Source organism: Actinosynnema sp. NPDC059797 (assembly GCF_042732085.1).
GTDB lineage: Bacteria > Actinomycetota > Actinomycetes > Mycobacteriales > Pseudonocardiaceae > Actinosynnema.
In genome coordinates this window covers 16144-39548 of sequence record NZ_JBHWIE010000028.1, presented here as the reverse complement: position 1 = coordinate 39548, position 23405 = coordinate 16144, and the positions used below count along the sequence as shown (strand labels likewise).

General features: G+C 74.0%; 19 protein-coding genes. 9 read left to right on the top strand and 10 right to left on the bottom strand.

Translation table 11 applies throughout. The annotated features are described in order from the left end of the window. Window positions 1-201: 201 nt before the first annotated feature. Window positions 202-3291: an efflux RND transporter permease subunit gene (locus ACFV4N_RS11130; protein ID WP_499672342.1), complete on the top strand. Its 3090-nt coding sequence runs from the start codon at window positions 202-204 to the stop codon at window positions 3289-3291. Window positions 3292-3355: 64 nt separating this feature from the next. On the opposite strand, the gene ACFV4N_RS11125 is transcribed toward ACFV4N_RS11130, so the two are convergent. After that, a complete protein-coding gene (locus tag ACFV4N_RS11125) occupies window positions 3356-3925 on the bottom strand; it encodes an HAD domain-containing protein (RefSeq protein WP_499672341.1) in 570 nt (189 codons plus the stop codon). Window positions 3926-4047: 122 nt separating this feature from the next. Here ACFV4N_RS11125 and ACFV4N_RS11120 point away from each other — a divergent pair, with 122 nt between their 5' ends. Further along, complete coding sequence (locus tag ACFV4N_RS11120; RefSeq protein WP_499672340.1) at window positions 4048-4656, top strand: hypothetical protein; 609 nt, start codon at window positions 4048-4050, stop codon at window positions 4654-4656. On the opposite strand, the gene metH is transcribed toward ACFV4N_RS11120, so the two are convergent. The 4 genes from metH to ACFV4N_RS11100 form a co-directional block, all read right to left on the bottom strand. Next, window positions 4653-8249, bottom strand: a complete 3597-nt coding sequence (gene metH / locus ACFV4N_RS11115; RefSeq protein ID WP_499672339.1) for a methionine synthase — start codon at window positions 8247-8249, stop codon at window positions 4653-4655. The genes ACFV4N_RS11120 and metH overlap by 4 nt on opposite strands. Window positions 8250-8755: 506 nt before the next feature. Next, window positions 8756-9364, bottom strand: coding sequence for a LutC/YkgG family protein (locus ACFV4N_RS11110; RefSeq protein ID WP_499672338.1), 609 nt, complete (start codon window positions 9362-9364; stop codon window positions 8756-8758). Beyond that, window positions 9361-10758 (bottom strand): LutB/LldF family L-lactate oxidation iron-sulfur protein, encoded by a 1398-nt coding sequence (locus tag ACFV4N_RS11105; RefSeq protein ID WP_499672337.1) that lies wholly within the window; start codon window positions 10756-10758, stop codon window positions 9361-9363. The genes ACFV4N_RS11110 and ACFV4N_RS11105 overlap by 4 nt, the downstream gene beginning before the upstream one ends. After that, complete coding sequence (locus ACFV4N_RS11100; RefSeq protein ID WP_499672336.1) at window positions 10755-11483, bottom strand: (Fe-S)-binding protein; 729 nt, start codon at window positions 11481-11483, stop codon at window positions 10755-10757. The genes ACFV4N_RS11105 and ACFV4N_RS11100 overlap by 4 nt, the downstream gene beginning before the upstream one ends. A 68-nt stretch (window positions 11484-11551) precedes the next feature. On the opposite strand from ACFV4N_RS11100, the gene ACFV4N_RS11095 reads away from it, so the two are divergent. Next, the gene (locus ACFV4N_RS11095) at window positions 11552-12256 is read left to right on the top strand and encodes a FadR/GntR family transcriptional regulator (protein WP_499672335.1); all 705 of its coding nucleotides are present in this window, start codon (window positions 11552-11554) and stop codon (window positions 12254-12256) included. Window positions 12257-13227: 971 nt separating this feature from the next. On the opposite strand, the gene ACFV4N_RS11090 is transcribed toward ACFV4N_RS11095, so the two are convergent. Both ACFV4N_RS11090 and ACFV4N_RS11085 read right to left on the bottom strand, forming a co-directional pair. Beyond that, on the bottom strand, window positions 13228-14115 hold the full coding sequence (locus tag ACFV4N_RS11090; protein WP_499672334.1) for an SDR family NAD(P)-dependent oxidoreductase: 888 nt from the start codon (window positions 14113-14115) through the stop codon (window positions 13228-13230). 206 nt (window positions 14116-14321) lie between these two features. Next, complete coding sequence (locus tag ACFV4N_RS11085; RefSeq protein ID WP_499672333.1) at window positions 14322-14858, bottom strand: TetR/AcrR family transcriptional regulator; 537 nt, start codon at window positions 14856-14858, stop codon at window positions 14322-14324. A 125-nt stretch (window positions 14859-14983) separates the two neighbouring features. Here ACFV4N_RS11085 and ACFV4N_RS11080 point away from each other — a divergent pair, with 125 nt between their 5' ends. The 3 genes from ACFV4N_RS11080 (at window position 14984) to ACFV4N_RS11070 (ending at window position 17611) form a co-directional block, all read left to right on the top strand. Beyond that, window positions 14984-15904 (top strand): SDR family NAD(P)-dependent oxidoreductase, encoded by a 921-nt coding sequence (locus ACFV4N_RS11080; RefSeq protein ID WP_499672332.1) that lies wholly within the window; start codon window positions 14984-14986, stop codon window positions 15902-15904. Between the two features lie 91 nt (window positions 15905-15995). Beyond that, window positions 15996-17120, top strand: a complete 1125-nt coding sequence (locus tag ACFV4N_RS11075; RefSeq protein ID WP_499672331.1) for a DNA polymerase III subunit beta family protein — start codon at window positions 15996-15998, stop codon at window positions 17118-17120. Continuing rightward, window positions 17117-17611, top strand: coding sequence for a hypothetical protein (locus ACFV4N_RS11070; protein WP_499672330.1), 495 nt, complete (start codon window positions 17117-17119; stop codon window positions 17609-17611). Before ACFV4N_RS11075 ends, ACFV4N_RS11070 begins: the two co-directional genes overlap by 4 nt. Before the next feature lie 142 nt (window positions 17612-17753). Here ACFV4N_RS11070 and ACFV4N_RS11065 read toward each other — a convergent pair whose 3' ends face one another. Next, the gene (locus tag ACFV4N_RS11065) at window positions 17754-18515 is read right to left on the bottom strand and encodes an SDR family NAD(P)-dependent oxidoreductase (RefSeq protein WP_499672329.1); all 762 of its coding nucleotides are present in this window, start codon (window positions 18513-18515) and stop codon (window positions 17754-17756) included. 96 nt (window positions 18516-18611) lie between these two features. Further along, window positions 18612-19448: an alpha/beta hydrolase gene (locus ACFV4N_RS11060; RefSeq protein ID WP_499672328.1), complete on the bottom strand. Its 837-nt coding sequence runs from the start codon at window positions 19446-19448 to the stop codon at window positions 18612-18614. Between the two features lie 66 nt (window positions 19449-19514). On the opposite strand from ACFV4N_RS11060, the gene ACFV4N_RS11055 reads away from it, so the two are divergent. Genes ACFV4N_RS11055 through ACFV4N_RS11045 form a run of 3 tightly spaced genes read left to right on the top strand, consistent with a single transcriptional unit; the run spans window position 19515 to window position 22895 of the window. Further along, window positions 19515-19949: a DUF2243 domain-containing protein gene (locus tag ACFV4N_RS11055; RefSeq protein WP_499672327.1), complete on the top strand. Its 435-nt coding sequence runs from the start codon at window positions 19515-19517 to the stop codon at window positions 19947-19949. Next, window positions 19946-21313, top strand: coding sequence for a M20/M25/M40 family metallo-hydrolase (locus ACFV4N_RS11050; protein WP_499672326.1), 1368 nt, complete (start codon window positions 19946-19948; stop codon window positions 21311-21313). Before ACFV4N_RS11055 ends, ACFV4N_RS11050 begins: the two co-directional genes overlap by 4 nt. Beyond that, complete coding sequence (locus ACFV4N_RS11045) at window positions 21306-22895, top strand: RecQ family ATP-dependent DNA helicase (RefSeq protein WP_499672325.1); 1590 nt, start codon at window positions 21306-21308, stop codon at window positions 22893-22895. The genes ACFV4N_RS11050 and ACFV4N_RS11045 overlap by 8 nt, the downstream gene beginning before the upstream one ends. 37 nt (window positions 22896-22932) lie before the next feature. Here the strand turns inward: ACFV4N_RS11045 and ACFV4N_RS11040 are convergent, their stop codons facing one another. Next, on the bottom strand, window positions 22933-23379 hold the full coding sequence (locus ACFV4N_RS11040) for a DoxX family protein (protein ID WP_499672324.1): 447 nt from the start codon (window positions 23377-23379) through the stop codon (window positions 22933-22935). Window positions 23380-23405 lie beyond the last annotated feature (26 nt).

The window sequence follows — 23405 nt, the reverse complement described above, 5'->3', positions numbered from 1 at the left end:
TGACCACGTTCCCGGCCTCCGTGATGAAGATCACCCGTTCGTGTGACCGATTGGGCAACGGTGATCACCGCAGGTCACGACGATGAGGGCGTCGCGACGCTGAGCCCGTTCTCAGCAGGGGTGTGCGAGCGTTCGCGCACCGACCCGCGAACCGCGCGCGACGTGGCGCTTGCCGGTCCGCCCACCAAGGAGATGCCCAAGATGTCCGTGCTGGCTCGGCTCAGCCTGGCCAACCGAGGTCTCGTCGGGCTGCTCAGCCTCGTCGTCATCGGTTTCGGCGTGCTGACGCTGCCCTCGATCAAGCAGCAGCTGTTCCCCTCCATCGAGCTGCCCGCGGCGGTGGTGATCGCCCCGTACCCGGGCGCGTCGCCCGACCTGGTGGACAGCCAGGTCGCGGAGCCGATCCAGGCCGCCGTGCGCGGCGTCGACGGCGTCGAGGAGGTGTTCACCCGCTCGCAGGAGAGCTCCGCCACCGTCCAGGTGATGTTCACCTACGGCACGGACATCGACGCCGCCGTCACGCAGATGCAGCAGGCGGTCAACCGGCTCGGGCCGCGCCTGCCCGAGGGCATCGAGCCCACCGTCGCGCAGGGCGGCACCGACGACATCCCGGTCGTCGCGCTCGCCGCGACCTCCGGCGACGACGACATCGCCACCGCCGCGCGGCTGCGCGCCGAGGTCGTGCCCGAGCTGGAGGCCATCCCCGGCGTCCGCGAGGCCGCCGTCAGCGGCGAGCGCGAGCGCGAGATCACCGTCACCGTCGACTACGCCCGCCTGGGCGCCGCGCGCGTCGACCCGCAGGCCCTGACCGCCGCCCTCACCACCGCCGGCGCCGCGGTGCCCGCGGGCACCGTGCCCGACGCGGACAAGACGCTGACCGTCCAGGTCGGCGGCCCCGTCACCTCCGTGGACGACCTGCGCGCCCTGCCCCTCACCTCGCCCGCCGGCCCGGTCCGGCTCGGCGACGTGGCGCGGGTGGAGTCCGCGCCCGCCGCCGCGAGCGTGCTGACCCGCACCGACGGCGAACCCACCCTCGGCGTCACCGTCACCATGAACGCCGACGGCAACGCGGTCGAGATCTCCCGTGCCGTGCGCGACCGGCTCGACGAGCTGGGCGAGGCCGCCGACTCGCGGCTCACCGTCGCCTTCGACCAGGGCCCGGAGGTGGAGAAGGCGATCAGCGGCCTGACCACCGAGGGCCTGCTGGGTCTGCTGTTCGCGGTCGTGGTGATCCTGCTGTTCCTGCTGTCGGTGCGGTCCACCCTGGTCACGGCGGTGTCCATCCCGCTGTCCGTGGTGGTCGCGCTGATCGCCCTCTACACCGGCGACCTGTCGCTGAACCTGCTCACCCTCGGCGCGCTGACCATCGCGGTCGGCCGCGTGGTGGACGACTCGATCGTGGTGCTGGAGAACATCAAGCGCCACCTCGGCTACGGCGAGGAGAAGCAGCGCGCCGTGCTCGACGGCACGCGCGAGGTGGCGGGCGCGGTGACCGCGTCCACGCTCACCACGGTCGCGGTGTTCCTGCCGATCGCGTTCGTCGGCGGCATCGCGGGCGAGCTGTTCGGGCCGTTCTCCGTCACCGTCACCGTGGCGCTGCTGGCCTCGCTGCTGGTGTCGCTGACGATCGTGCCCGTGCTCGCGTACTGGTTCCTCAAGCGCCCGGCCGTGCCGGAGGACCCGGAGGCCGCCGAGCGGGCCCGGCAGCAGGCGCTGGACAAAGAGCGGCGCAGCCCGCTCCAGCGCGCCTACGTGCCGGTGCTGAAGTTCGCCACCACCCGCCGCTGGGTGACGCTGGTGATCGCGGTGTTCATCTTCGGCGGCACCCTCGGCCTGGCCGGGTCGCTGGAGACCAACTTCATCGACAACTCCGGCGGCACCGCGCTCCAGGGCAGCCAGAAGCTGCCGCCCGGCACCAGCCTGTCCGCCCGCGACGAGGCCGCCCGCAAGCTGGAGGGCGTGCTCGCCGAGACCGAGGAGGTCGAGACCTACCAGGTCACCGTCGGCACGGACAACAGCCTGGCCGCGTTCGGGTTCGGCGGCAGCGGCGACACGTCGGTCAACGCCACCGTCCGCGAGGGCACCGACCTGGAGGCGTTGCAGGACCGGCTCACCGAGCGGCTGGCGGGTGTGCCGGGCACCGGCGAGGTCACCTTCGGCGCGGCCGCCGCCGGGTTCGGCTCGGACAGCATCGACGTGCTCGTCACCGCGCCCGACGCGGAGACCCTGCGCGCCGCGGCCGACCGCGTGCGGGAGACCGTCTCGGGCGTCCCCGGCGTGGGCGAGGTGACCAACGACCTGGGCGTCAGCGCGCCTCGCGTGCAGGTGACCGTCAACCAGGACGCGGCGGCCGCGCGCGGGCTGACCAGCCAGACCATCGGCCAGTTCGCGGCGCAGGCGCTGCGCGGCGTGCCGGTGGCCGAGCTGCCCGTCGACGGGCGGCCGCAGCAGGTCGTGCTGCGCACCGGCACCGCGCCGGGCGACGTGGACGCGCTGCGCGCCCTGCCGCTGCCCGGCGGCGTCACGCTCGGCCAGGTCGCCGACGTGGCCGTGGTGGACGGTCCGGTGCAGGTCCGGCGCACCGACGGCGCGCGCAGCACCACCGTGTCGGCCAAGGCCACCGGCTCGGACCTGGGCGCGGTGACCGCCGACCTGACCGCGCGGCTGGAGGGCCTCGACCTGCCCGCCGGCGCGTCCTACGAGATCGGCGGCGTGAGCGCCGACCAGGCCGAGACGTTCGCCGACCTGGGCCTGGCCATGCTCGCGGCCATCGCGATCGTGTTCCTGATCATGGTGGCCACGTTCCGCAGCCTGGTGCAGCCGCTGATCCTGCTGGTGTCGATCCCGTTCGCGGCGACCGGCGCGATCGGCCTGCTGCTGCTCACCGGCACCCCGCTCGGCCTGCCGGCGCTGATCGGCATGCTGATGCTCGTCGGCATCGTGGTGACCAACGCGATCGTGCTGATCGACCTGGTCAACCAGTACCGGCGGGACGGGATGCCGGTGCGCGAGGCGGTGGTCGAGGGCGGTCGGCGGCGGCTGCGGCCCATCCTGATGACCGCCGCGGCCACGATCTTCGCGCTGCTGCCGATGGCGCTGGGCATCACCGGCGAGGGCGCGTTCATCGGCAAGCCGCTGGCGATCGTGGTGATCGGCGGCCTGATCAGCTCCACGCTGCTGACGCTCGTGCTGGTGCCGACGCTGTACTCCATGGTCGAGGGCCGCAGGGAGCGCAAGGCGGCCGAGCGGGCGGAGCCGCGGGTCGAGGAGCGCGAGCCGGTCTCGGTCTGAGGTCGTTCGGGCGTCGGGGCCCCGTCCGGGAAACCGGGCGGGGCCCTTCGCCGTGGAGGACGGCTCACCCGGGCAGCGCGGCGGCCCAGGCGCGGACCGCCGCGACGTGGTCCGCACCCAGGCCGCGGCGGGGATCGACGTGGCACAGCAGGGTCGGCGCGTCCCCGCGCGCCCGGAGGAAGCGATCGCGGGCCGCGCGGTGGGCCACCTCGTCCAGCTCGTCGTCGAACCAGGCGAGCGGGCGGTCCCCGGCGAACTCCGCGACGGCCGACCACTTCCACGAGCCACCGGGCAGCCAGCCGCGCTCCGGGTCGAGGTCGCGCGCCCCGAACTCGACCACCGGCAACTCCGGCACCCCGATCGAAGGGGCGACGAGCCGGTTGGCCTCGCCCTGCCACGTCGTCGCCCACACCAGGTCCAGGCCGGTGTCGGCGGCGAGGTCGCGCAGCAGCGCGCCGTGGCCGGGGTGCAGCCACACCCGCAGGCCCTTGCGCTTGCGCGCGTCGCGCCCGGTCAGCCAGGCGCCCTTCGCGGTGAGGCGGAAGGTCTGGTAGCCCTCGGGGCGGCGTTCCCGCCGGGCCGCGTAGGGGTTGAGGGGCCCGTCGACGTCGAGCAGCAGGATCCCTCGTGCCACGGCCCCTCCTCGCGCTCCGCGGGTGATCGGGAGCAGCATCCACCGGTCGAAGGGGGCGCGGAAGCGATTTACCGGCCGGGAAACCGGGTGAGGACCGTCGCCGCGGCAGGCAGGATGTGGGCGTGGTCAGGCTGATCCCGGTGCTGGAGCGCTCCTTCGCGGACTGCCCCTTCTGGCCGGCGGAAGGGGACGGGTTCCACCTGGTCGTGCCGCGCCGGCCCTCGTCCGGGCAGGTCGGTGCGCTGGTGTGGGCGCTGGTCACGTGGGCCGCCACCGACGACGACGGCGAGGTGGTCGCGGGCGACGCGGCCGAGGCCGTGGCGCGGTGCCTGGCGGTGGAGGGGGAGGACGACTTCGCCGCCGGCGGCTTGCGGGTCGTCGCGGGCGACCTCGTGCTGGACCCCGGGTGCTGCGTCGGGCTGGACGAGTGGCGCGGGTGGCTGGAGGTCGCGGCCGGTGGCCAGGCCGACCTCGGGCACGACCCGGCCGTGTGGGTCGAGCACCGCGGCCAGGTGGTCCACCTGTCCTGGTGCCACGACGACGACCGGCCCACCGGGGTCGGGCTGGACGTCCCCCGCGCAGACCTGCGGGCGCTGCTTGGCGAGGTCCGCGCGGACCTGCTCGGCTTTTTGGCCGCCCTCGACCCGTGGGCGCGGCGGGCCGTGCCCGGCCTGGCCGACCGGCTCGTCGCCCACGTCGACCGCCGGCTGGCGATCGGCGCGCCGCTCTAGACCTCCGGGTCGTAGGCCAGGTTCGGGCGCAGCCAGCGCTCGACCTCGGCCACCGGCGCGCCCCGGCGGCGGGCGTAGTCCTCGACCTGGTCGCGCCCGATCCGGCCGACCGTGAAGTACCGCGAGTCCGGGTGCGCGAAGATCAAGCCGCTCACGCTCGCCGCCGGCGTCATGGCGAACGAGTCGGTCAGCGAGGTCCCCAGCTCCTCGGCCCCCAGCAGCGCGAACAGCTCCCGCTTCTCGCTGTGGTCCGGGCTGGCCGGGTAGCCGAACGCGGGCCGGATGCCGCGGAACCGCTCCGCGTGCAGGTCCTCCAGCGCCGGGTCGGCGTCCGGCTCGAACCACTCGCGCCGGGCCGTCAGGTGCACGTGCTCGGCGAACGCCTCGGCCAGCCGGTCGGCCAGCGCCTTGACCATGATCGACCGGTAGTCGTCGTACTCGGCCTCGTACGTCGCCGCCAGCTCCTCCGCGCCGTGGATCGACACGGCGAACCCGCCGAGGAAGTCGCCCTCGGGCGCCACGTAGTCGGCCAGGCAGCGGTTGGGCCGGCTCTGCGGCTTGCGCGTCTGCTGGCGCAGCATCGGCAACCGGACGCCGTCCACCACGACGTCGTCGCCCTCGGAGTGCGCGGGCCAGAAGCCGTACACGCCCCGCGCGCGCAGCGACCCGTCCGCGACGATCTTGTCCAGCATCGCGTTGGCGTCGTCGAACAGCTCCCGCGCGGCCGGGTTCTCCAGGACCTTCGGGTACTTGCCCTTCAGCTCCCAGGCCAGGAAGAAGAACGTCCAGTCGATCATCCCGCGCAGCTCGGCCAGGCTCGGCTCGACCACGCGCACCCCGGTGAACGCGGGCGTCGGCAGCGCGTCGAACGACACGTCCTCGGCGTTGGCGCGGGCCTGCTCGACGGTCAGCAGGGGCGTGCTGTGCCGGTTCTCGTGCTCCTCGCGCAGCCGCTGCTGCTCGACCCGGTTGGCCTCGGCCAGCTCCTCGGCCCGGTCGCGGTCCAGCAGCGCCGACACCACGCCGGTCACGCGCGACGCGTCGAGCACGTGCACTGTGGGCTCGTCGTAGACGGGGGCGATGCGGACCGCGGTGTGCTGCCGGGACGTGGTCGCGCCGCCGATCAGCAGCGGCAGCTTCAACCCGCGCCGCTGCATCTCCGCCGCCACCGACACCATCTCGTCCAGCGACGGCGTGATCAGGCCGGACAGGCCGACCACGTCCGCGCCCTCGATCACCGCGGTGTCGAGGATCTTCGCCGCGGGCACCATCACGCCCAGGTCGACGACCTCGTAGTTGTTGCAGCCCAGCACCACGCCGACGATGTTCTTGCCGATGTCGTGCACGTCGCCCTTGACCGTGGCCAGCACCACCTTGCCGTTGCCGCGCGGCGCGCCCGTGGAGTTCCCCTCGGCGTCCTTCTCCGCGTCCATGAACGGCTCCAGGTGCGCGACCGCGCGCTTCATCACGCGCGCGCTCTTCACCACCTGCGGCAGGAACATCCGGCCCGAGCCGAACAGGTCGCCGACGACCTTCATGCCGTCCATCAGCGGGCCCTCGATGACGTCCAGCGGGCGCTTCGCCTGGAGGCGGGCCTCCTCGGTGTCGGCCTCGATGTAGTCGACGATGCCGTGCACCAGGGCGTGCTCCAGGCGCTGCGCCACCGGGCCCTCGCGCCACGACAGGTCCACGGTGCGCTTGGTGCCCTTGCCCGCCACGGTCTCGGCGAACGACACCAGCCGGTCGGTGGCGTCCGGGCGGCGGTCGAACAGCACGTCCTCGACCAGCTCCAGCAGGTCGGGCGGGATGTCCTGGTAGACCGCGAGCTGCCCGGCGTTGACGATGCCCATGTCCAGGCCCGCGCGCACGCCGTGGAACAGGAACGCCGAGTGCATGGCCTCGCGCACGGTGTCGTTGCCGCGGAAGGAGAACGACAGGTTCGAGATGCCGCCGCTGACCCGCGCGCCCGGACAGCGCCGCTTGATCAGCGGGATCGCGTCGAGGAACGCCTTGGCGTAGCCGTTGTGCTCGGCGATGCCGGTGGCGACCGCCAGCACGTTCGGGTCGAAGATGATGTCCTCGGCGGGGAAGCCGGCCTCTCGCGTGAGCAGGTCGTAGGCGCGGCCGCAGATCTCCACCTTGCGCTCGGTGGTGTCGGCCTGGCCCTTCTCGTCGAACGCCATCACCACCACGCCCGCGCCGAAGTCGCGGATGCGGCGGGCCTGGGCGAGGAACGGCTCCTCGCCCTCCTTGAGGCTGATCGAGTTGACCACGCCCTTGCCCTGCACGCACTTCAGCCCGGCTTCCAGCACGCTCCACCGGGAGCTGTCGACCATCACCGGCACGCGGGCGATCTCGGGTTCGGTGGCGATCAGGTTGAGGAACGTGGTCATCGCCCGCTCGCTGTCGAGCAGGTCGGCGTCCATGTTGACGTCCAGCAGGTTCGCGCCGCCGCGCACCTGCTCCAGCGCCACGGCCACCGCGCCCTGGTGGTCGTCGGCCTCGATCAGCCTGCGGAACTTCGCCGAGCCCGTCACGTTGGTGCGCTCGCCGATCATCACGAAACCGGTGTCCGGCCCGATCTCGAACGGCTCCAGGCCGCTGAACCGGGTCCGGTCCTCGACCCGGGGCACCGCGCGCGGCGTCGCGCCCCGGACGGCGTCCGCGATGCGCTCGACGTGCTCCGGGGTGGTGCCGCAGCACCCGCCGACGATGTTGACCACGCCCTCCTCGACGAAGCCGCGCAGCAGGTCGGCGGTCTCGTCCGGGGTCTGGTCGTAGCCGCCGAAGGCGTTGGGCAGGCCCGCGTTCGGGTGGCTGGCGGTGTAGGTGCCGGCGAGGCGGGCCAGCTCGACGACGTGTGGCCGCATCTCGGTCGCGCCCAGCGAGCAGTTCACGCCCACGACCAGCGGGTCCGCGTGGGCGATGGAGTTCCAGAACGCCTCGACGGTCTGCCCGGACAGCGTGCGGCCGCTCAGGTCGACGATGGTGACCGAGATCCACAGCGGCAGGTGCGGCGCGACCTCGCGCGCGGCGGCGACGGCGGCCTTGGCGTTGAGCGTGTCGAAGATCGTCTCGATGAGCAGCAGGTCCACGCCGCCCTCGGCGAGCGCGCCGATCTGCTCGGCGTAGGCGGCCTGGACCCGGTCGAAGTCGACGGTGCGGTAGGCCGGGTCGTCGACGCGCGGCGACAGCGAGAGGGTGACGTTGAGCGGGCCGACGGAGCCGGCGACGAACCGGCCGCCCACCTCGTCGGCGGCCTGGCGGGCTAGCTGGGCGCCGCGGAGGTTCATGTCGCGGACGTGGCGCTCCAGGCCGTAGTCGGCCTGGGCGATGCTCGTCGCGGTGAAGGTGTTGGTGGTGGTGATGTCCGCGCCCGCGGCCAGGTACCGGCGGTGCACGTCGAGGATGACGTCCGGGCGGGTGAGGTTGAGCAGGTCGGGGTCGCCGGTGACGTCGTGCGGGTGGTCGCCGATCAGGTCGCCCCGGTAGTCGGCGGGGGAGAGGCCCGCGGACTGGAGCATCGTGCCCCAGGCGCCATCGAGCACGGCGACGCGCTGGTCCAGCAGCTCCCGCAGGGTGTTTTCCGACACGCAAGCCTCCCGTGTGATCTCTGGGAGGCGCCCTTTCGTGGTTGCTCGCGACCGAGCGTGGCGGGTTCGTTCACCCGTTGCAGCGCCTCTCGACCGCACGTGCGATGGTAGCGCCATCCGCGATTACGGACACCTCCTCCCACTTCCTGGGACACCCTGGCGCAGCCAGCCGAGTTGCACTAGCCCAGCCGGGTTGCACTAAGTGCGAGACCGCCAAATCGCACTAAGTACAAGCCCAGCGCGCGCAGCCACTTACCGCAGCGCCTAGGTTCAGTCGGGTGAGTTGCACTAAGTGCGATGCCGCCGAGTCGCACTGAGCGCGAGAGACTGCCGAGCTGCACTAAGTGCGAGAAGTGACCGAATTGCACTAAGTGTGAGCCTGAAGCGCGACAACTACTCCTGTTCTTGGGAAGCCTTGGCCCGACCTGTCGAGTTGCCCGAACTGCTCCCGGAAGTCCTTGGCCCAACCGATTGAGTTGTACTAAGTGCGAGAGCGGCGAGCTGCACTAAGTTCGAGGTCGGAGCGTGATGATCACTTCCAGGGTGCGGGGGCCGTGGACGCCCTCGACGCGCTCCAGCTCGATGTCGCTGGTCGCGGACGGGCCGCTGATCCACGTCTGGGTGTCGACGCCGGCCAGGGCGGCCACCGCGTCGGGCACGCCGGCCACGACCTGGTCGGCGCGGACCACCACCAGGTGGTAGTCGGGCACGAGGGTCAGGGCGCGGGGACCCTGGTCGGCGGCGGCGTGGTCCAGGACGATCGTGCCGGTCTCGGCGATGGCGACGTGGCACGCGGTGAGCACGGCGTCGGCGCGCTCCAGGGTCTCCACGTCCACCGGCGTCCGAGTGGCGCCGGGCGCCCAGTCCGCGGGCACCCCGGGCGCGGCCACGACCAGGTCCGCGCCACGTTCGCGCAGGGCGGCGGCCAGAGCACCGACCAGGTCTTCGGCGGGCACCACGCGCACGCGGGCCCGGTAATCCCGCAGGCGCTCGGCGAACAGCTCGACGTCACCCGGGCCCCGCGAGCCCGCCACCCGGTAGTCGCGGCGCACCGGACCCGCCCCGATCCCCTTGGCCCGCCGGACCCGGGCCAGCACCTCGTCACGCGCGCTCATCGGTCCTCCCACCAGTCGCGGAACGTCTGCGCCGGCGGCTGCGGCAGGTCCCGCGCCTTCGACCACCCCGGCAACGGCACGTGCCTGCTCGCCACCCGCCCGAACCGCCCCAGCCGCGCGAACCGCCGCCACCGCCGCGCGTCCGACATCACCCACGCCAGGGCCCGCATCGCGGTCGACTCGGGAGTGGCGCGCTTGGCCTCGACCACCCTGTTCCGCAGGTGCACCAGCATCGAGGGTATGTCGATCTCCACCGGGCAGACGTCGTAGCACACACCGCACAGCGACGACGCGAACGGCAGCGTCGGGTTCCGCTCCACACCGGTCAGCTGCGGCGACAGCACCGCGCCGATCGGACCGGGGTAGGTCGAGCCGTACGCGTGGCCGCCGGTGCGCTCGTACACCGGGCACGAGTTCAGGCACGCCGAGCAGCGGATGCACCGCAGCGCGGCCCGCCCGTCGGGGTCGGCGAGCGTGGCCGTGCGGCCGTTGTCCACCAGCACCACGTGGCTCGTCTGCCCCTCGGTCGGCCCGGTCCACACCGACGTGTAAGGGTTCATCCGCTCGCCCGTGGACGACCGGGGCAGCAACTGGAGGAACACCTCCAGGTCCCGCCACGAGGGCAGCAGCTTCTCGATGCCGACCACGCTGATCAGCGTGCGCGGCAGCGTCAGGCACATCCGGCCGTTGCCCTCGGACTCGACCACCACCAGCGACCCGGTCTCCGCGATGCCGAAGTTCGCGCCGGAGATCGCCACGTCCACGGTCAGGAACTTCCGCCGCAGGTGCGCGCGGGCCGCCTCGGCGAGCGCGCGCGGGTCGGCGGTCAGGTCCGGGTCCACGCCGGGCATCTCGCGCAGGAAGATCTCCCGGATCTCCGCCCGGCCGCGGTGGATCGCGGGCACGAGGATGTGGCTCGGCCGGTCGTGTCCCAATTGGACGATCAGCTCAGCCAGGTCGGTCTCGACGGCGTGCACGCCCACTTCCGCCAGCGCCTCGTTGAGGCCGATCTCGGCGGTCGCCATGGACTTGACCTTGATCACCTCGCGGGTGCCGGTCGCGGTGACGAGGTCGGTGACGATCCGGTTGGCCTCGTCGGCGTCGCGCGCCCAGTGCACGTGCGTGCCGCGCGCGGTCAGCGCCTCCTCGAACCGCACCAGGTGCTCGTCGAGGTTGGCCAGCACCTCGTCCTTGATCGCCGCGCCCGCCGCGCGCAGCTCGGCCCAGTCCGGCAGCTCGCCCACGACGTTCGCGCGCTTGGCGCGGATCGTGGTGGTGGCCTTGGCGAGGTTGCGGCGCAGCTGCGCGTTGCCGAGCGCCTCGCGGGCGGCCTCGGGGAACGGCGCGCCGGTCAGGTTGCCGCGACCGGCGGGCATGCCCAGGAACGTGCTCATCGCGTGTGCTCCAGGATCTGGGCGAGGTGCAGCGGGCGGACGCCGCTGCGCAGCCGGCTCAGGCCGCCGCCGATGTGCATCAGGCACGACGAGTCGCCGGCGGTGAGGACGCCGGCGCGGGTGCCGATGACGTTGCTCATCTTGTCGGCCAGCATGGCGGTGGAGGTGTCGGCGTTCTTCAGCGCGAACGTGCCGCCGAAGCCGCAGCACGTCTCGGCGCCGGGCAGCTCGACCAGATCGATGCCCTCCACGGCCCGCAACAGCCGCAGCGGGCGGTCCTGGACCTTCAGCACGCGCAGCGAGTGGCACGTGGGGTGGTAGGTGACGCGGTGCGGGAAGTACGCGCCGACGTCCGTGACGCCCAGCACGTCCACCAGGAACTCGGACAGCTCGTAGGTGCGCCTCGCGGTGTCCTCGGCGGCCTCGGCGAGTCGCGCGTCGCCGTGCTCGCGGGCGACCGCGGCGTGCTGGTGGCGCACCGAGCCGGCGCACGACCCGGACGGCGCGACGACCACGTCCGCGTGCTCGAAGGCCTTCACGTGGTTGCGCACGATCGGCAGGGCCTGGGCCGCGTAGCCGGTGTTGATGTGCATCTGGCCGCAGCACGCCTGGGCCGGCGGCACGACCACCTCGTGGCCGAGCCGTTCCAGCAGCCGGACGGTGGCCTTGCCGACGTCCGGGAAGAGGCCGTCGACCAGGCACGTGACGAACAGGGCGACTCTCACGCCACGGGAGTCTAGGCTCTGTGGTCAGACCACACCAGGCTGTGGTCTGACCACAGGGAGGGGGTGCGGTGTCCGGGTACGACGCGGTGCTGCGGCACGTGGAGTCGGAGCTGACCGCGGGCAGGCTCGGCGTCGGGCAGCAGCTCCCCGCGGAGCGGCGGCTGGCCGAGGGGCTGGGCGTCAGCCGGGCGACCGTGCGCGAGGCGATCCGGGTGCTCCAGGCGATGGGCGTGGTCCGCAGCGGCGTGGGGTCCGGGCCCGACGCGGGGACGACGGTGATCGCGGACCCGGCGGGCGGGATCGGGGCCGCGCTGCGGCTGCACCTGGCCACGCGCCGGTTGCCGATGGCGGACCTGGTGGACACGCGGGTGATGATCGAGAGCCACGCGGTGCGCGCCGCGGCGGCCACGCCCGACCACCCCGAGCTGGCGCGCGCCGCCGAGCTGCTGGTGCGCATGGACGCGCCCGACCTGGGCGCGGACGCGTTCCACCAGCTCGACGCGGACTTCCACGTGGCGCTCACGGCGGCGGCGGGCAACGCCGTGAACACCGCCGTGATGGCGGCCCTGCGCGACGCGATCCACCGGACGGTGCTGGACGCCGTGCAGGCCCTGCCGGACTGGTCGCGCACGGCCGTGCGGTTGCGCCGCGAGCACCGGGGGATCCTGCGCGCCCTGAGGGCGGGTGACGCCGAGCTGGCGGCGGCCCGCGTGACCCGCCACGTCCAGGGGTTCCACCGGGAGTGGGCCCGGCACGCCGGGTCCTCGGGCTGACCTGAACGTGCAACTCGGTGGTCCTGGGCGTACGACTCGCGGGGTCTGAACGTACGACTCGCGGGGGTTGGGGGCATGACTCGCGGGGTTGAGTGGGGGTTCGTGGTGTCCGGGTGGAGGACACGTGGTGTTGGAGTGGAGGACACGCGGGTGGGGGTGGGGCCCGGTTCCCGGGAGGACCGGGGACCGGGCCCCACCGGCGTGGTCGGCCCGGCCTGCGGGTCGGTAGCGCGTACCGACGGCGCGGCCGGGCGCCACGTCCTCCATCACTGACTCGCCGATCGCGGTGGAGCAGCGCGGGGTGCGTGCCGCGCTCCGCGTGAGCCGGAGCCCCGGCGGGGGCCCGGAACGCCCTCGTCGGGGGTGGACCGCCACGACGACCTGCGTCAGCCGTGGCGGCCGCCCGGTCGGCAACACCGGCCCGGCGGACCCCGGACCGCGTCGGGCGGCCAGGGGCCTGGCCCACCCGGTGCGGTTGCCCCTGCGGGGTCCGCCGCCGGCGAGTCACCGGTGATCTCGGGCGCGCCGGGCGGTGGGTCGCCGGGCGCGCCGCCCGTTCACGTGCCCCGTCGCGGACGAGGGGTGGAGCGGGCTGTCGGCAGTGGTCGGTACGGCCGGGAACGAGCGTTTTCGCGTTGTGCCATGGAACCCCCAGGTTTGACGCTCCCGGACGAACCGGGTGCGGAGTGGACGCGCCCCCTGCGGTCACCCTCCGCCTTTACACAAGTACCAGCATTCTTGGCGGAGATACACGGGTTATTCCTGTCGATGTGATCGCGTTAATCCAGGTGGCCCGGTAATTCCCAGGTCAATGGGTGTCGGTGAGTCATGCCAATTGAGAAGGAATGACCGATCCCGGTCTTGACCTGTGCCTTGGGGGCGGGTAGCGGGCTGGGTGCATATTCATGGCGAGGAGATGTGGCGATCGATTGCGTGAGCACGGCCGATTCGCCGAACCCCGTGCCGCTCGGTCACCGGGCGGGGCGTCGGCCGGTTGAGCCGGAGGAGGTCCTGCCGCGCTGGGCGAGGTGGCGCGAGGCCGAGCCGAGGCGGTCGACCACGGTCATGTACGAGGCGGGGAACAGGCGCGCCAGGACGTCCGGGACGACGGCGCTCCACGCGATCAGCACGCGTCCCCTGCGCTGCTCCACACCGGTCAGGATCCGCTCCGCCGCCTTGTCGGCGGGGTAGGTGAGGAGCTTGGCGAAGCGGGCCTTGCCCTCCGCCGCCTCGGCCGCGTCCGCGCCGCTCGCCACGCGCGCGCTCTCGGCGATCCGGGTCCGGATGCCGCCGGGGTGGACGCTGGTCACGCCGACGCCCCGGCCGGTCAGCTCGTGCCGCAGCGCCTCGGTGAAGCCGCGCAGCGCGAACTTGCTGGCCGAGTACGCGGCCTGACCGGGCGGGGCGATCAGCCCGAACAGGCTCGACACGTTCACCACGTGGCTGCCGGGCGACTCCAGCAGGCTCGGCAGGAACAGCCGGGTGAGCGCCACCGGGGCGCGGAAGTTGACGTCCACGACCCAGTCGAACTCCTCGGCGCTCACCTGGTCGAAGGCGCCGCCCAGGGCGACGCCGGCGTTGTTGACCAGCAGCGTGGGGCGCGGGTGCCTGGACAGGACGTCGGCGGCGAGGTCGTCCAACGCGGGCACGTCGGCCAGGTCGGCCACGACCGCGTCGACCTCGACGCCCCGGATGCGGCCGGCGACCTCGGCCAGCCGGTCGGCGTCCCGGTCGATCAGGACGAGGTCGCTGCCGCGCCTGGCCAGGCCGTACGCCATCTGCTCGCCCATGCCGCTCGCCGCGCCCGTGAGGACGGCGGTGCCGCCGGCGAACCGGTAGTGGGGTAGCTGCGGGGACATGCGGCCTCCTGCGGTCGTGATGCGCACCGCGCCAGTGTGGCGCGGGTGACCGGTCCCTGGCGGCGAGGGTGGGGGCGGGGGTGAGGGGGTTGGGGGTGAGGGAGGGAGAGGGGCGGGGGTGAGGGAGGGGGCCGGGACTCGTGGCGAGAGCCGGGGCGGGGCCGGAGGTCGGGTCGTGGTGGTGGGGTCGGGACCAGCGGCGGGGGTCAGGAACGGTGGCGCAGGCCGTCGAGGACCAGGTCGAGCATGCGGCCCGGGTCGCCGAGTTGGGCCGCCGCGCCGGCGATGCCCGCGACGGTGACCAGCACGTCGGTCGGCTCCAGGTCGGTGCGGCCCATCGCCGCCAGGAGCCTGGTCATGGCGCCGACCAGGAGTTCGCGGCTCTCCGAGTACGGGTCCGCGCCGGAGGCGACGACCGCGCGCAGGGCGTCCGCCATGCCGTGCTTGGTGGCGGTGTAGTCGAGGAACCGGTCCATCCACGCCCTGGTCGCGAGGTCCGGCGGCAGGGTGTCGAGCAGTTCCGGCACGGCGTCGCACAGCTTGCCCAGCTCGTTGCGGTAGACCGCCTCCACCAGGGCCTCGCGGGTGGGGAAGTGGCGGTACAGGGTGCCGATGCCCACGCCGGCGCGCTTGGCGACCAGCTCCAGCGGCACGTCCGCGCCCTCGGTCGAGAACGCCTCCAGCGCGGTGGCCAGCAGGCGGTCCCGGTTGCGCCGGGCGTCGGCGCGCAACGGACGCGTCACGGTGCCTCCTCGTACTCCTGTGATGTGGGTCACGATGAAAGCGGAGGCTCCTCCGGTTAGCGTGGAAGTACCGGAGGGCCCTCCGCTTCAGTCTAGAGCCACGAAAGCACGGACGGAGCAGATCCATGAGCGAGCGCATCACCACGTCGTTCGACGCGGAGTCGACCGCGGCGGAGGTCATCAGGGGCGTCGACCTGACCGGCAGGCGGGCCGTCGTCACCGGCGGCTCGTCCGGCATCGGCGTCGAGACGGCTCGGGCGCTGGCCGGGGCGGGCGCGGAGGTCACCCTGGCGGTGCGCGACACCGCCGCCGGGCTGCGGGTGGCCGAGGAGATCGGCGGCGACGTGCGCGTGGCCCGGCTGGACCTGGCCGACCAGGCGTCCGTGGCCGCGTTCGTCGCCGGCTGGGACGGCCCGCTGCACCTCCTGGTCAACAACGCGGGCGTCATGGCGACGCCGGAGACCCGCACGCCGGAGGGCTGGGAACTCCAGTTCGCCACCAACCACCTGGGGCACTTCACGCTGACCACCGGGCTGCACCGCCACCTGGCCGCCGAGGGCGCCCGGGTCGTGCAGGTCAGCTCCAGCGCCCACCACCGGTCCGGCGTGGTGTTCGAGGACATCCACTTCGAGCGCCGCCCCTACGAGCCCTGGTCCGCCTACGGCCAGAGCAAGACCGCGAACATCCTGTTCGCGATCGAGGCGAGCAAGCGGTGGGCCGCCGACGGGATCACCGCCAACTCCCTGATGCCCGGCGGCATCAGGACCAACCTCCAGCGGCACGTCACCGAGGAGGCGCTGGACCGGCTGCGGGCCGAGGTCGGCGCCGTCGACCTCAAGTGGAAGACCCCCGAGCAGGGCGCGGCCACCTCGGTGCTGCTGGCCACCTCGCCGCTGCTGGAGGGCGTCGGCGGGCGGTACTTCGAGGACTGCAACGAGGCGCTGCCGGGCGCCGTCGACCCCCGGCACGGCATCGCGCCCCACGCGCTGGACGAGGACGCCGCGACCCGGCTGTGGGCGGTGACCGAGGAAACCCTCGCCCGCTGACCCCCGCGTCGGCCCCCGTGCGCGCCCGGCGGTCCGCGCGACCGCCGGGCGGGGTTGACCTTCGAGTTACCTGAAACCCCATGATGGCCGGGTGCCGAAGTCCGAACTCCTCACGATCGGCGCGTTCGCCCGCTCCAGCGGGCTGACCGCCAGCGCGCTGCGCTTCTACGCGGACTGCGGCCTGGTGGAGCCGGCCGGCGTCGACCGGTCGTCCGGTTACCGCTACTACGCGCCGCACCAGGTCGAGCGCGCGGTGGTGATCCGCCGGCTGCGCGAGATCGACATGCCCCTGGAGCTGATCGCCGAGGTCCTCGACCCGGGCTGCCGCGACGCCGCCCGGATCATCGACGACCACGTGGCCGGGCTGGCGCACCGGGCGGACCTCGCGCGGGGAACGGCGGCGGCGGTCAAGGCCCGGCTGGTCCCGGCGCCGCAGTCGCCGCCGGTGCGGCTGACCGGGCCGGTGTTCACCGCCGCGGTCGAGCAGGTCCTGACCGCGACGACCCACGAGCCGGGCCTGCCCGTGCTCAACGGCGTGCACGTCGAGGTCTCCGCCGACGGCGTCGTGCTCGCCGCGACCGACCGGTACCGGCTGGCGATCCGCACGCTGGTGCCGGCGCGGCCGGGCGGGTCCGCCTGGTCGGCCACGCTCGACGCCGACGACCTGCGGCCGCTGCTGTCGTGGACGCGCCGCCGGCACGAGCTGGGGCTGAGCGCCCGACCGGGGAGCGTCCTGTTCGAGGCCGACGACGACGCCCGCGAGTGCCGGACGCTGGTGGAGCCCTTCCCCGACCACCGGTTGGTGCTGGCGTCGCTGCCCGAGGTGCGCACCCGCGCCGTGGTGTCCCGGAACGCGCTCGTGCGGGCCTTGGAGCGGCAGGGCGGTCACCGGGTGCGGCTGGAGGTGGCCGACGGCGCGGTGGCGGTCCGCCCGGTGGTGGTCGGCCCGGTGGCGGTTGACGCGGTGGCGGTCGGCGCGGCGGCCCCCTCGCCGGGCGAAGCGGTCCCCGCCGCGGTCACCGGTCCGGCGATCGGCCTCGAGTTCGCCCTCGCCACCCTGCACCCGGCGGTCGGCACGGCCGTCGGCCCCGACGTGATGCTCGACCTCGCGCGACCGGACCAACCGGTCGTGGTCCGCTCCGCCGACGACGGCGACCTCACCACGCTGGTGATGCCCGTCCGACCCGAACACCCGGCTCAGGAAGGCCCTTCATGACCACCGCACCACCGGACCCCACGATGACCGACATCGGCGCGGCCGTCGCGCTCGCGCACCAGGGCGACGCCGCCGCGGCGCGCACCCGCCTGCAGGACCTCTGGGACCGGATCGGCCCGGTGGGCGACCCGCTGCACCGCTGCACCCTGGCCCACCACATGGCCGACCTCCACGACGACCCGGCGCGGGCGCTCGTGTGGGACGTGCGGGCGCTCGACGCGGCGGCGGTCCTCACCGACGAGCGGGTCCGACGCCACCACGACGGCCTGAGCGTCGCCGGGTTCCACCCCTCGCTGCACCTCAACCTGGCGGACGGCTTCCGCAGGCTCGGGTCGTTCGAGGCCGCGCGCGACCACATCGACGCCGCGCGGCGGCACGAGCACGCCCTCGCCGACGACGGGTACGGCGCGCTCATCCGGCGGGTGATCGGCGAGGTCGCCGAGGCGATCGACCGCCGGTCCACCGAGAAGCGGGCGAGCGCGCCCGGCTGACGCGCGGGTCGGGGCGGCCCGGCCAGGCCGGTGGTCCCGGTCGGGCCGGTCGCCCGGGTGAGGCGGTCGCCCGGGTGAGGCGGTCGCCCGGGTGAGGCGGTCGCCCGGGTCGGCCGCCCGGGTCGGGCCGGTCACCCGGAGGTCAGGGCAGGGTGACCCCGGTCAGCTCGGCGCACGCGGCCAGCAGGCGGTCCTGCACCTCCACGTCGTAGGCGGCGGGGTTGGCCCGGAGGTCCTCGCGCCACTTGAAGTAGCGGCCGGTGACCCGCGCCGCCGGGTCGTCGGAGGTGGCCAGCCAGACCTGCGTCCCCGCACCCCTGGGCAGCTCGTCGGTGGCGTCGGGACCGCCCAGCTTGGTCTTGATCCAGCCGGGGTCCACCGCGTTGCTCAGGGTGTCCGGCCACCGGCGGGCCACGGCGAACGCCAGCACGACGTCCAGGAGCTTCGAGTCCGAGTACGCCTGCATCCCGTCCCACGGCCCGCGCTCGTGCTGGAGGTCGTCGAAGTCCACGACACCCCGCTCCTCCAGGCCGGAGGTCAGGTAGACCAGGCGGGCCGGGCGCGGCATCAGGGCGGTGAGCAGGTAGGGCGCCAGGACGTTGACCTGGAACAGCAGTTCCAGGCCGTCCTCGGTGACCACCCGCTCGGGCAGGCCGCCGCCGAGCCCCGCGTTGTGCACGACCACGTCGAAGGCGCCGGCGGCCCCGGCCAGCTCCCGGGTTCGGTCCAGGGACGACAGGTCGCCGACCACGACGCCGGCCGCGCCGGGCACGGCGGCCAGCGCCTGCTCGGCCCGCCCGGCGTCGCGCGCGTGCAGCACCACGCGGTGGCCCTGGTCCACCAGCGTCGCGGCGGTCTCCCGGCCGATGCCGTCGGACGACCCCGTGATCAGAACGCTCACCATGGCCGGCAGCGTACCTGGGAGCGCTCCCATCGGCTCGGCGCGGACGTCGTGCCGGGGCGCGGCCGGGATCGCCGGCCCCGACGAGGTCGGTCGAGGTCAGTCGAGGTCGGCGAACAGGTCCGCGGCCTCGGCGGGGTGGACCAGGAAGCCCACGTGGGTGCTGTCCAGGGTGCGCACGTCGAACGGGTTGTCCGGGGTCAGCGCGTCGGCCTCGCGGATGAACCGGTCCTGGAGCGCGGGCGGGAGCGAGCGGTCCCGGGCCAGGCGGACGTAGGTGTGCGGGAGCCGGCCCCAGGTGGCGGGGTCCACGCGGTCGTCGCCCGCGTCCAGGCCCTCGTCGGGTTCGAGGGTGTTGAGCACGGCGAGGAACTCGGCCTCGGTGCCGTCCGCGTGCACCGCGGTCCTGAGCGCGGCCAGCAGGGCGGGGTCGGCGGTGCGCCAGTTCATCCGCAGGGCGCCCAGCTCCGCCGGGTCGCCGACGAGGACGCCCGCGGTGTCGTTGAGGGCGCTCGTCGCGTACTCCGGGCCCTGCGCGTAACCGTGCGCGTCGTGGTCCACGCAGCACCACGCCGAGACGTACACCACGCGGTGCAGCAGGTCCGGCACGGCGTTCGCCACGCCGGTGACGGTGAACCCGCCCCGGCTGTGCCCGATCAGTGTGACGGGACCCAGGGCGGCGGCCCTGCGCACCACGTCGATCACGTGCGCCACGTTGTCCGCGTGCGTCGCGCCCGCCAACCCCGCCGCGGCGGCGCCCAGCGCGGACGGGTCCTGGGGTGACTGGTAGGCGGTGTGGAACGTCGCACCGTAGCCGTGCCCGGGGAGGTCGACGGCCAGCGCGCGCCGCCCGCGCAACGTCAGCTCCCGCAGCAGCGGGGCGAAGGAGAACGAGTTGCTGTTGGAACCGGGGACGAAGACGAGCACGGAAGACATGAGCCGATCTTCACATGCGGTGCGCCGCCCGGGGTTTGACGGGCTCCAGCCGGGCAACACACGGGCATGGCGAACGTCCGGGAAGTGGCGCCGGCGGCACTGGTGCTGGGTCTGGGGGTCGGCGGGTTCGTCGACGGCATCGTGGTCCACCAGCTGCTGGGTTGGCACCACATGCTGTCCGGCTGGTACCCGGACGACCTCCACGCCAACATGATCGGTGACGGCCTGTTCCACCTGCTGTGCCTGCTGCTGGTGCTGACCGGGGTCGTCCTGCTCAACCGGGCCGCGCCGCTGCCCGCGCCCGTGCTGTGGGGCGGCCTGCTGGCCGGGTGGGGCGTGTTCAACCTGGTGGAGGGCGTGGTCAACCACCTGGTGCTCGGCGTGCACCACGTCCGGGCGGGGTCGCACGAACTGGCCTACGACCTGGGTTTCCTGGTCCTCGGCGCCCTGCTGGTCGTGGTGGGCGTGCTGCTGTCGCGCCGTGGGGGAGTCCGTTCGTGACGAGCGCCGTCCGCGAGTACCTCGACGCCCATCGGGAGCGGTTCACCGGGCAGCTCGTCGAGTGGTGCCGGATCCCCTCGGTGGCAGCCCTGCCCGAGCACGAGGTCGACGTGGTGCGGTCGGCGAACTGGCTGGCCGCCGCGTTCCGCGAACTCGGGTTCCCCGAGGTCGAGGTGTGGTCCGCCGGGGGCGCGCCCGCCGTGTTCGCCCGGTGGTGCGCCGCGCCCGGCGCGCCGACGGTCCTGGTCTACAGCCACCACGACGTGCGCCCGGCCGGGAGCGGGCGGTGGGAGGAGACCGCGCCGTTCGAACCCGCCGTGCGCGACGGGTTCGTCCACGGGCGCGGCGCATCGGACGCCAAGGGGCAGGTGCTGGCCCACCTGTGGGGGCTGCGCGCCCACCTGGCCGACCGGGACGCGCCTGCGGTGAACCTGGTGTTCCTCGTGGAGGGCGAGGAGGAGACCGGGTCGGCGCGCCTGCCGGACCTGCTGGGCGACCCGCGGCTGCGGGCCGACCTGGTCGTCTTCAGCGACACCATGCTGTGGCGGGCGGACCACCCGGCGGTGTGCACGAGCGTGCGCGGCACCACGTTGGCGCACGTGGAGATCCGCGGTCCGGCGCGGGACGTGCACAGCGGCGCGGTGTCCGGGCCCGCGCCCAACCCGGCGCGGGAGCTGGCCCGGGTGCTCTCGCTGCTGTGGGACGACGACGGCCGGGTGACCGTCCCCGAGTTCTACGACCGCGTGCTCGAACCGTCCGAGCGGACCCGCGCCGGGTACGCCGGGCTGGGGTTCGCCGAGGAGGACTGGGTCGAGCGCACCGAGACGCGGGCGGTGGTCGGCGAGGCCGGGTACACCGCGCCGGAGCGGCTGTGGGCGCGCCCCGCGGTCGAGGTGCTGACGATGCTCGCGGGCGACCCGGTCGGATCGCCGCTCGGGGCGGTGCCATCGGTGGCCGCCGCCGACCTGAGCATCCGCACCGTGGCCGACCAGCGCGTCGCCGAGGTGGGCGAGCAGTTGCGGCGGTGGCTCGCGAAGACCGTGGACCACCGGTACGAGCACGAGGTGTCGCTCTCCGAGGGCACCGCGCAGGAGGCTTACCGGACCCCGGACGACCTGCCCGAGCTGGAACTGCTGGCGGAGGCGATGGCCGAGGGCTTCGGCGGGCCGGTGGGCCGGATGGGCAACGCGGGCGGCGGACCGGCCGCCCGGCTGGCGGAGGGGGTGGGCGCGCCGGTGCTGTTCTTCGGCACCGGCCTGCCGGAGGACCGCTGGCACGACAGCGACGAACGGGCCTCGGTGGACGTGCTGCTCGCGGGCGCGGCCACCCTGGCGCACTTCTGGGAGCGGGTGGGTCGTGGGTGACCGGGAGCGCTTGCGCGCGGCGGCGTCCGACGTGTTCGGGTGGCCGGAGCTGCGCGACGAGCAGTTGGACGCGATGGAGCAGGTCGTCGCCGGCCGGGACGTGTTCGTCGTGCTGCCGACCGGGGCGGGCAAGTCGGCGGTGTACCAGGTGCCCGGCGTGCTGCTGGACGGCCTGGTCGTGGTGGTGTCGCCGCTGATCGCGCTCCAGCGGGACCAGGTGGCGGCGCTGCGCGAGGCGGGCGCGCCGACCGCGGTCATGGTCAACTCCGGGCAGTCCGAAGAGGACAACGAGAAGGCCTGGGAGGCGGTGCGGTGCGGCGAGGCGCGGTACCTGTTCGTGTCGCCCGAGCAGCTCGCCAACCCCGAGGTGACGGAGCGGCTGGGCCGGCCGGCGCTGTTCGTGGTCGACGAGGCGCACTGCGTCTCGGCCTGGGGCCACGACTTCCGGCCCGACTACCTGCGGCTGGCAACGGCGGTGGAGCGGGTCGGCAGGCCGCCGGTGCTGGCGCTGACCGCCACCGCGGGCGCCACCGTGCGGGAGGACGTGATCACCCACCTGGGGATGCGGGACCCGCTCGTGGTCGCGGTCGGCTTCGACCGGCCCAACCTGTCGCTGGACGTGCGGATGTTCATCTCCGACGACGACAAGCGCCGCGCCCTGCTCGACTGGGTGCGCGAGGCGCCCCGGCCGGGGCTGGTCTACGTGGCGACCCGCAAGGACGCCGACCGGTACGCGGAGGAGCTGGGCGCCGAGCCGTTCCACGCGGGCATGAAGGCCGCCGAGCGGGAACGCGTGCAGGACGCGTTCATGCGCGGGTCGGCGGACCTGGTGGTGGCCACCTCGGCGTTCGGCATGGGCATCGACAAGCCGGACGTGCGGTTCGTCGCGCACGCGTCCGCGCCGGGTTCGCTGGACGCCTACTACCAGGAGATCGGGCGGGCCGGGCGCGACGGCGAACCGGCGCGGGCCGTGCTGTTCTACCGGCCGCAGGACCTGGGGCTCCAGCGGTTCCTCCAGTCGCGGCACGTGGACCGGGACGACCTGCTGGCGCTGGCCGCGTTCGTCGGCGAGCACCCGGGGCTGCGGGTCACCGAGCTGGCGCGGGAGTTCGGCCGGTCGCGCCGCAAGGTCACCACCGGGATCAACCTGCTGGAGCGGGTCGGCGCGGTGGTCGTGGACGGGGCGCGGTTCCGGCTGGTGGCCGAGCCGGCTCGGGCCGCGGACCTCGCCGCGGAGGAGGCGGAGCGGCTCCAGCGGCTGGACAAGTCGCGCATCGAGGTGCTGCGGGCCTACGCCGAGACCAGGGCGTGCCGCCGGCAGCACCTGATCGGCTACTTCGGCGAGGTGCTGGAGCGGGCGTGCGGCAACTGCGACACGTGCTGGAGCGGCGAGGCGGGCACCGGTGTGTCGGCCAACCCGGAGTACCCGGCGCAGTCCCGGGTGCACCACTCCGAGTTCGGCCCGGGGACCGTGGTGCAGAGCGAGACCGACCGGCTGACCGTGCTGTTCGAGGAGGTCGGCTACAAGACGCTGTCGCTGGAGGCGGTGCACGCGGCCGACGTGCTGGGCAGGCACCCCTGAGGGTCGCGGCGGCCCGCCGGGCCGGGCCGCCGCCGGGTCACGGGGCGATCGCCGCCCGCCGCGACCGCACGTGGTGCGCCACCACGGCCGCCACGGCGGCGAGGAACACGACCTGGAGCAGCGTCCGGGGCACCAGCTGGTCGCCGAACGACGGCGACAGCCCGTGCCGCGCGGCGTAGACGTTCGCGGGGAACATCGCGACCAGCAGCACGCCCAACCCGGCCGCCGCCCACGGCGCGGTGCGCGCCCACAGCAGGGCCGCCGCGCCGGCCAGTTCCAGCACGCCGGTCACGGTGACCAGCAGCTCCGGCGCGGGCAGGGCCGGCGGCACCATGGCGACCAGCTCCTCGCGCAGGCCGATGAAGTGCGCGCCGCCGGTGGCGGTGAACATCGCGGCCAGGCCGCCGCGGAGGGCGACCGACCAGTGCCGGCGCGCCAGCGACAGGACCAGGAAACCACCGACCAGGAACGCGAGCGGTGCCACGACGACCTCCCCAGAAAGAACTTGTC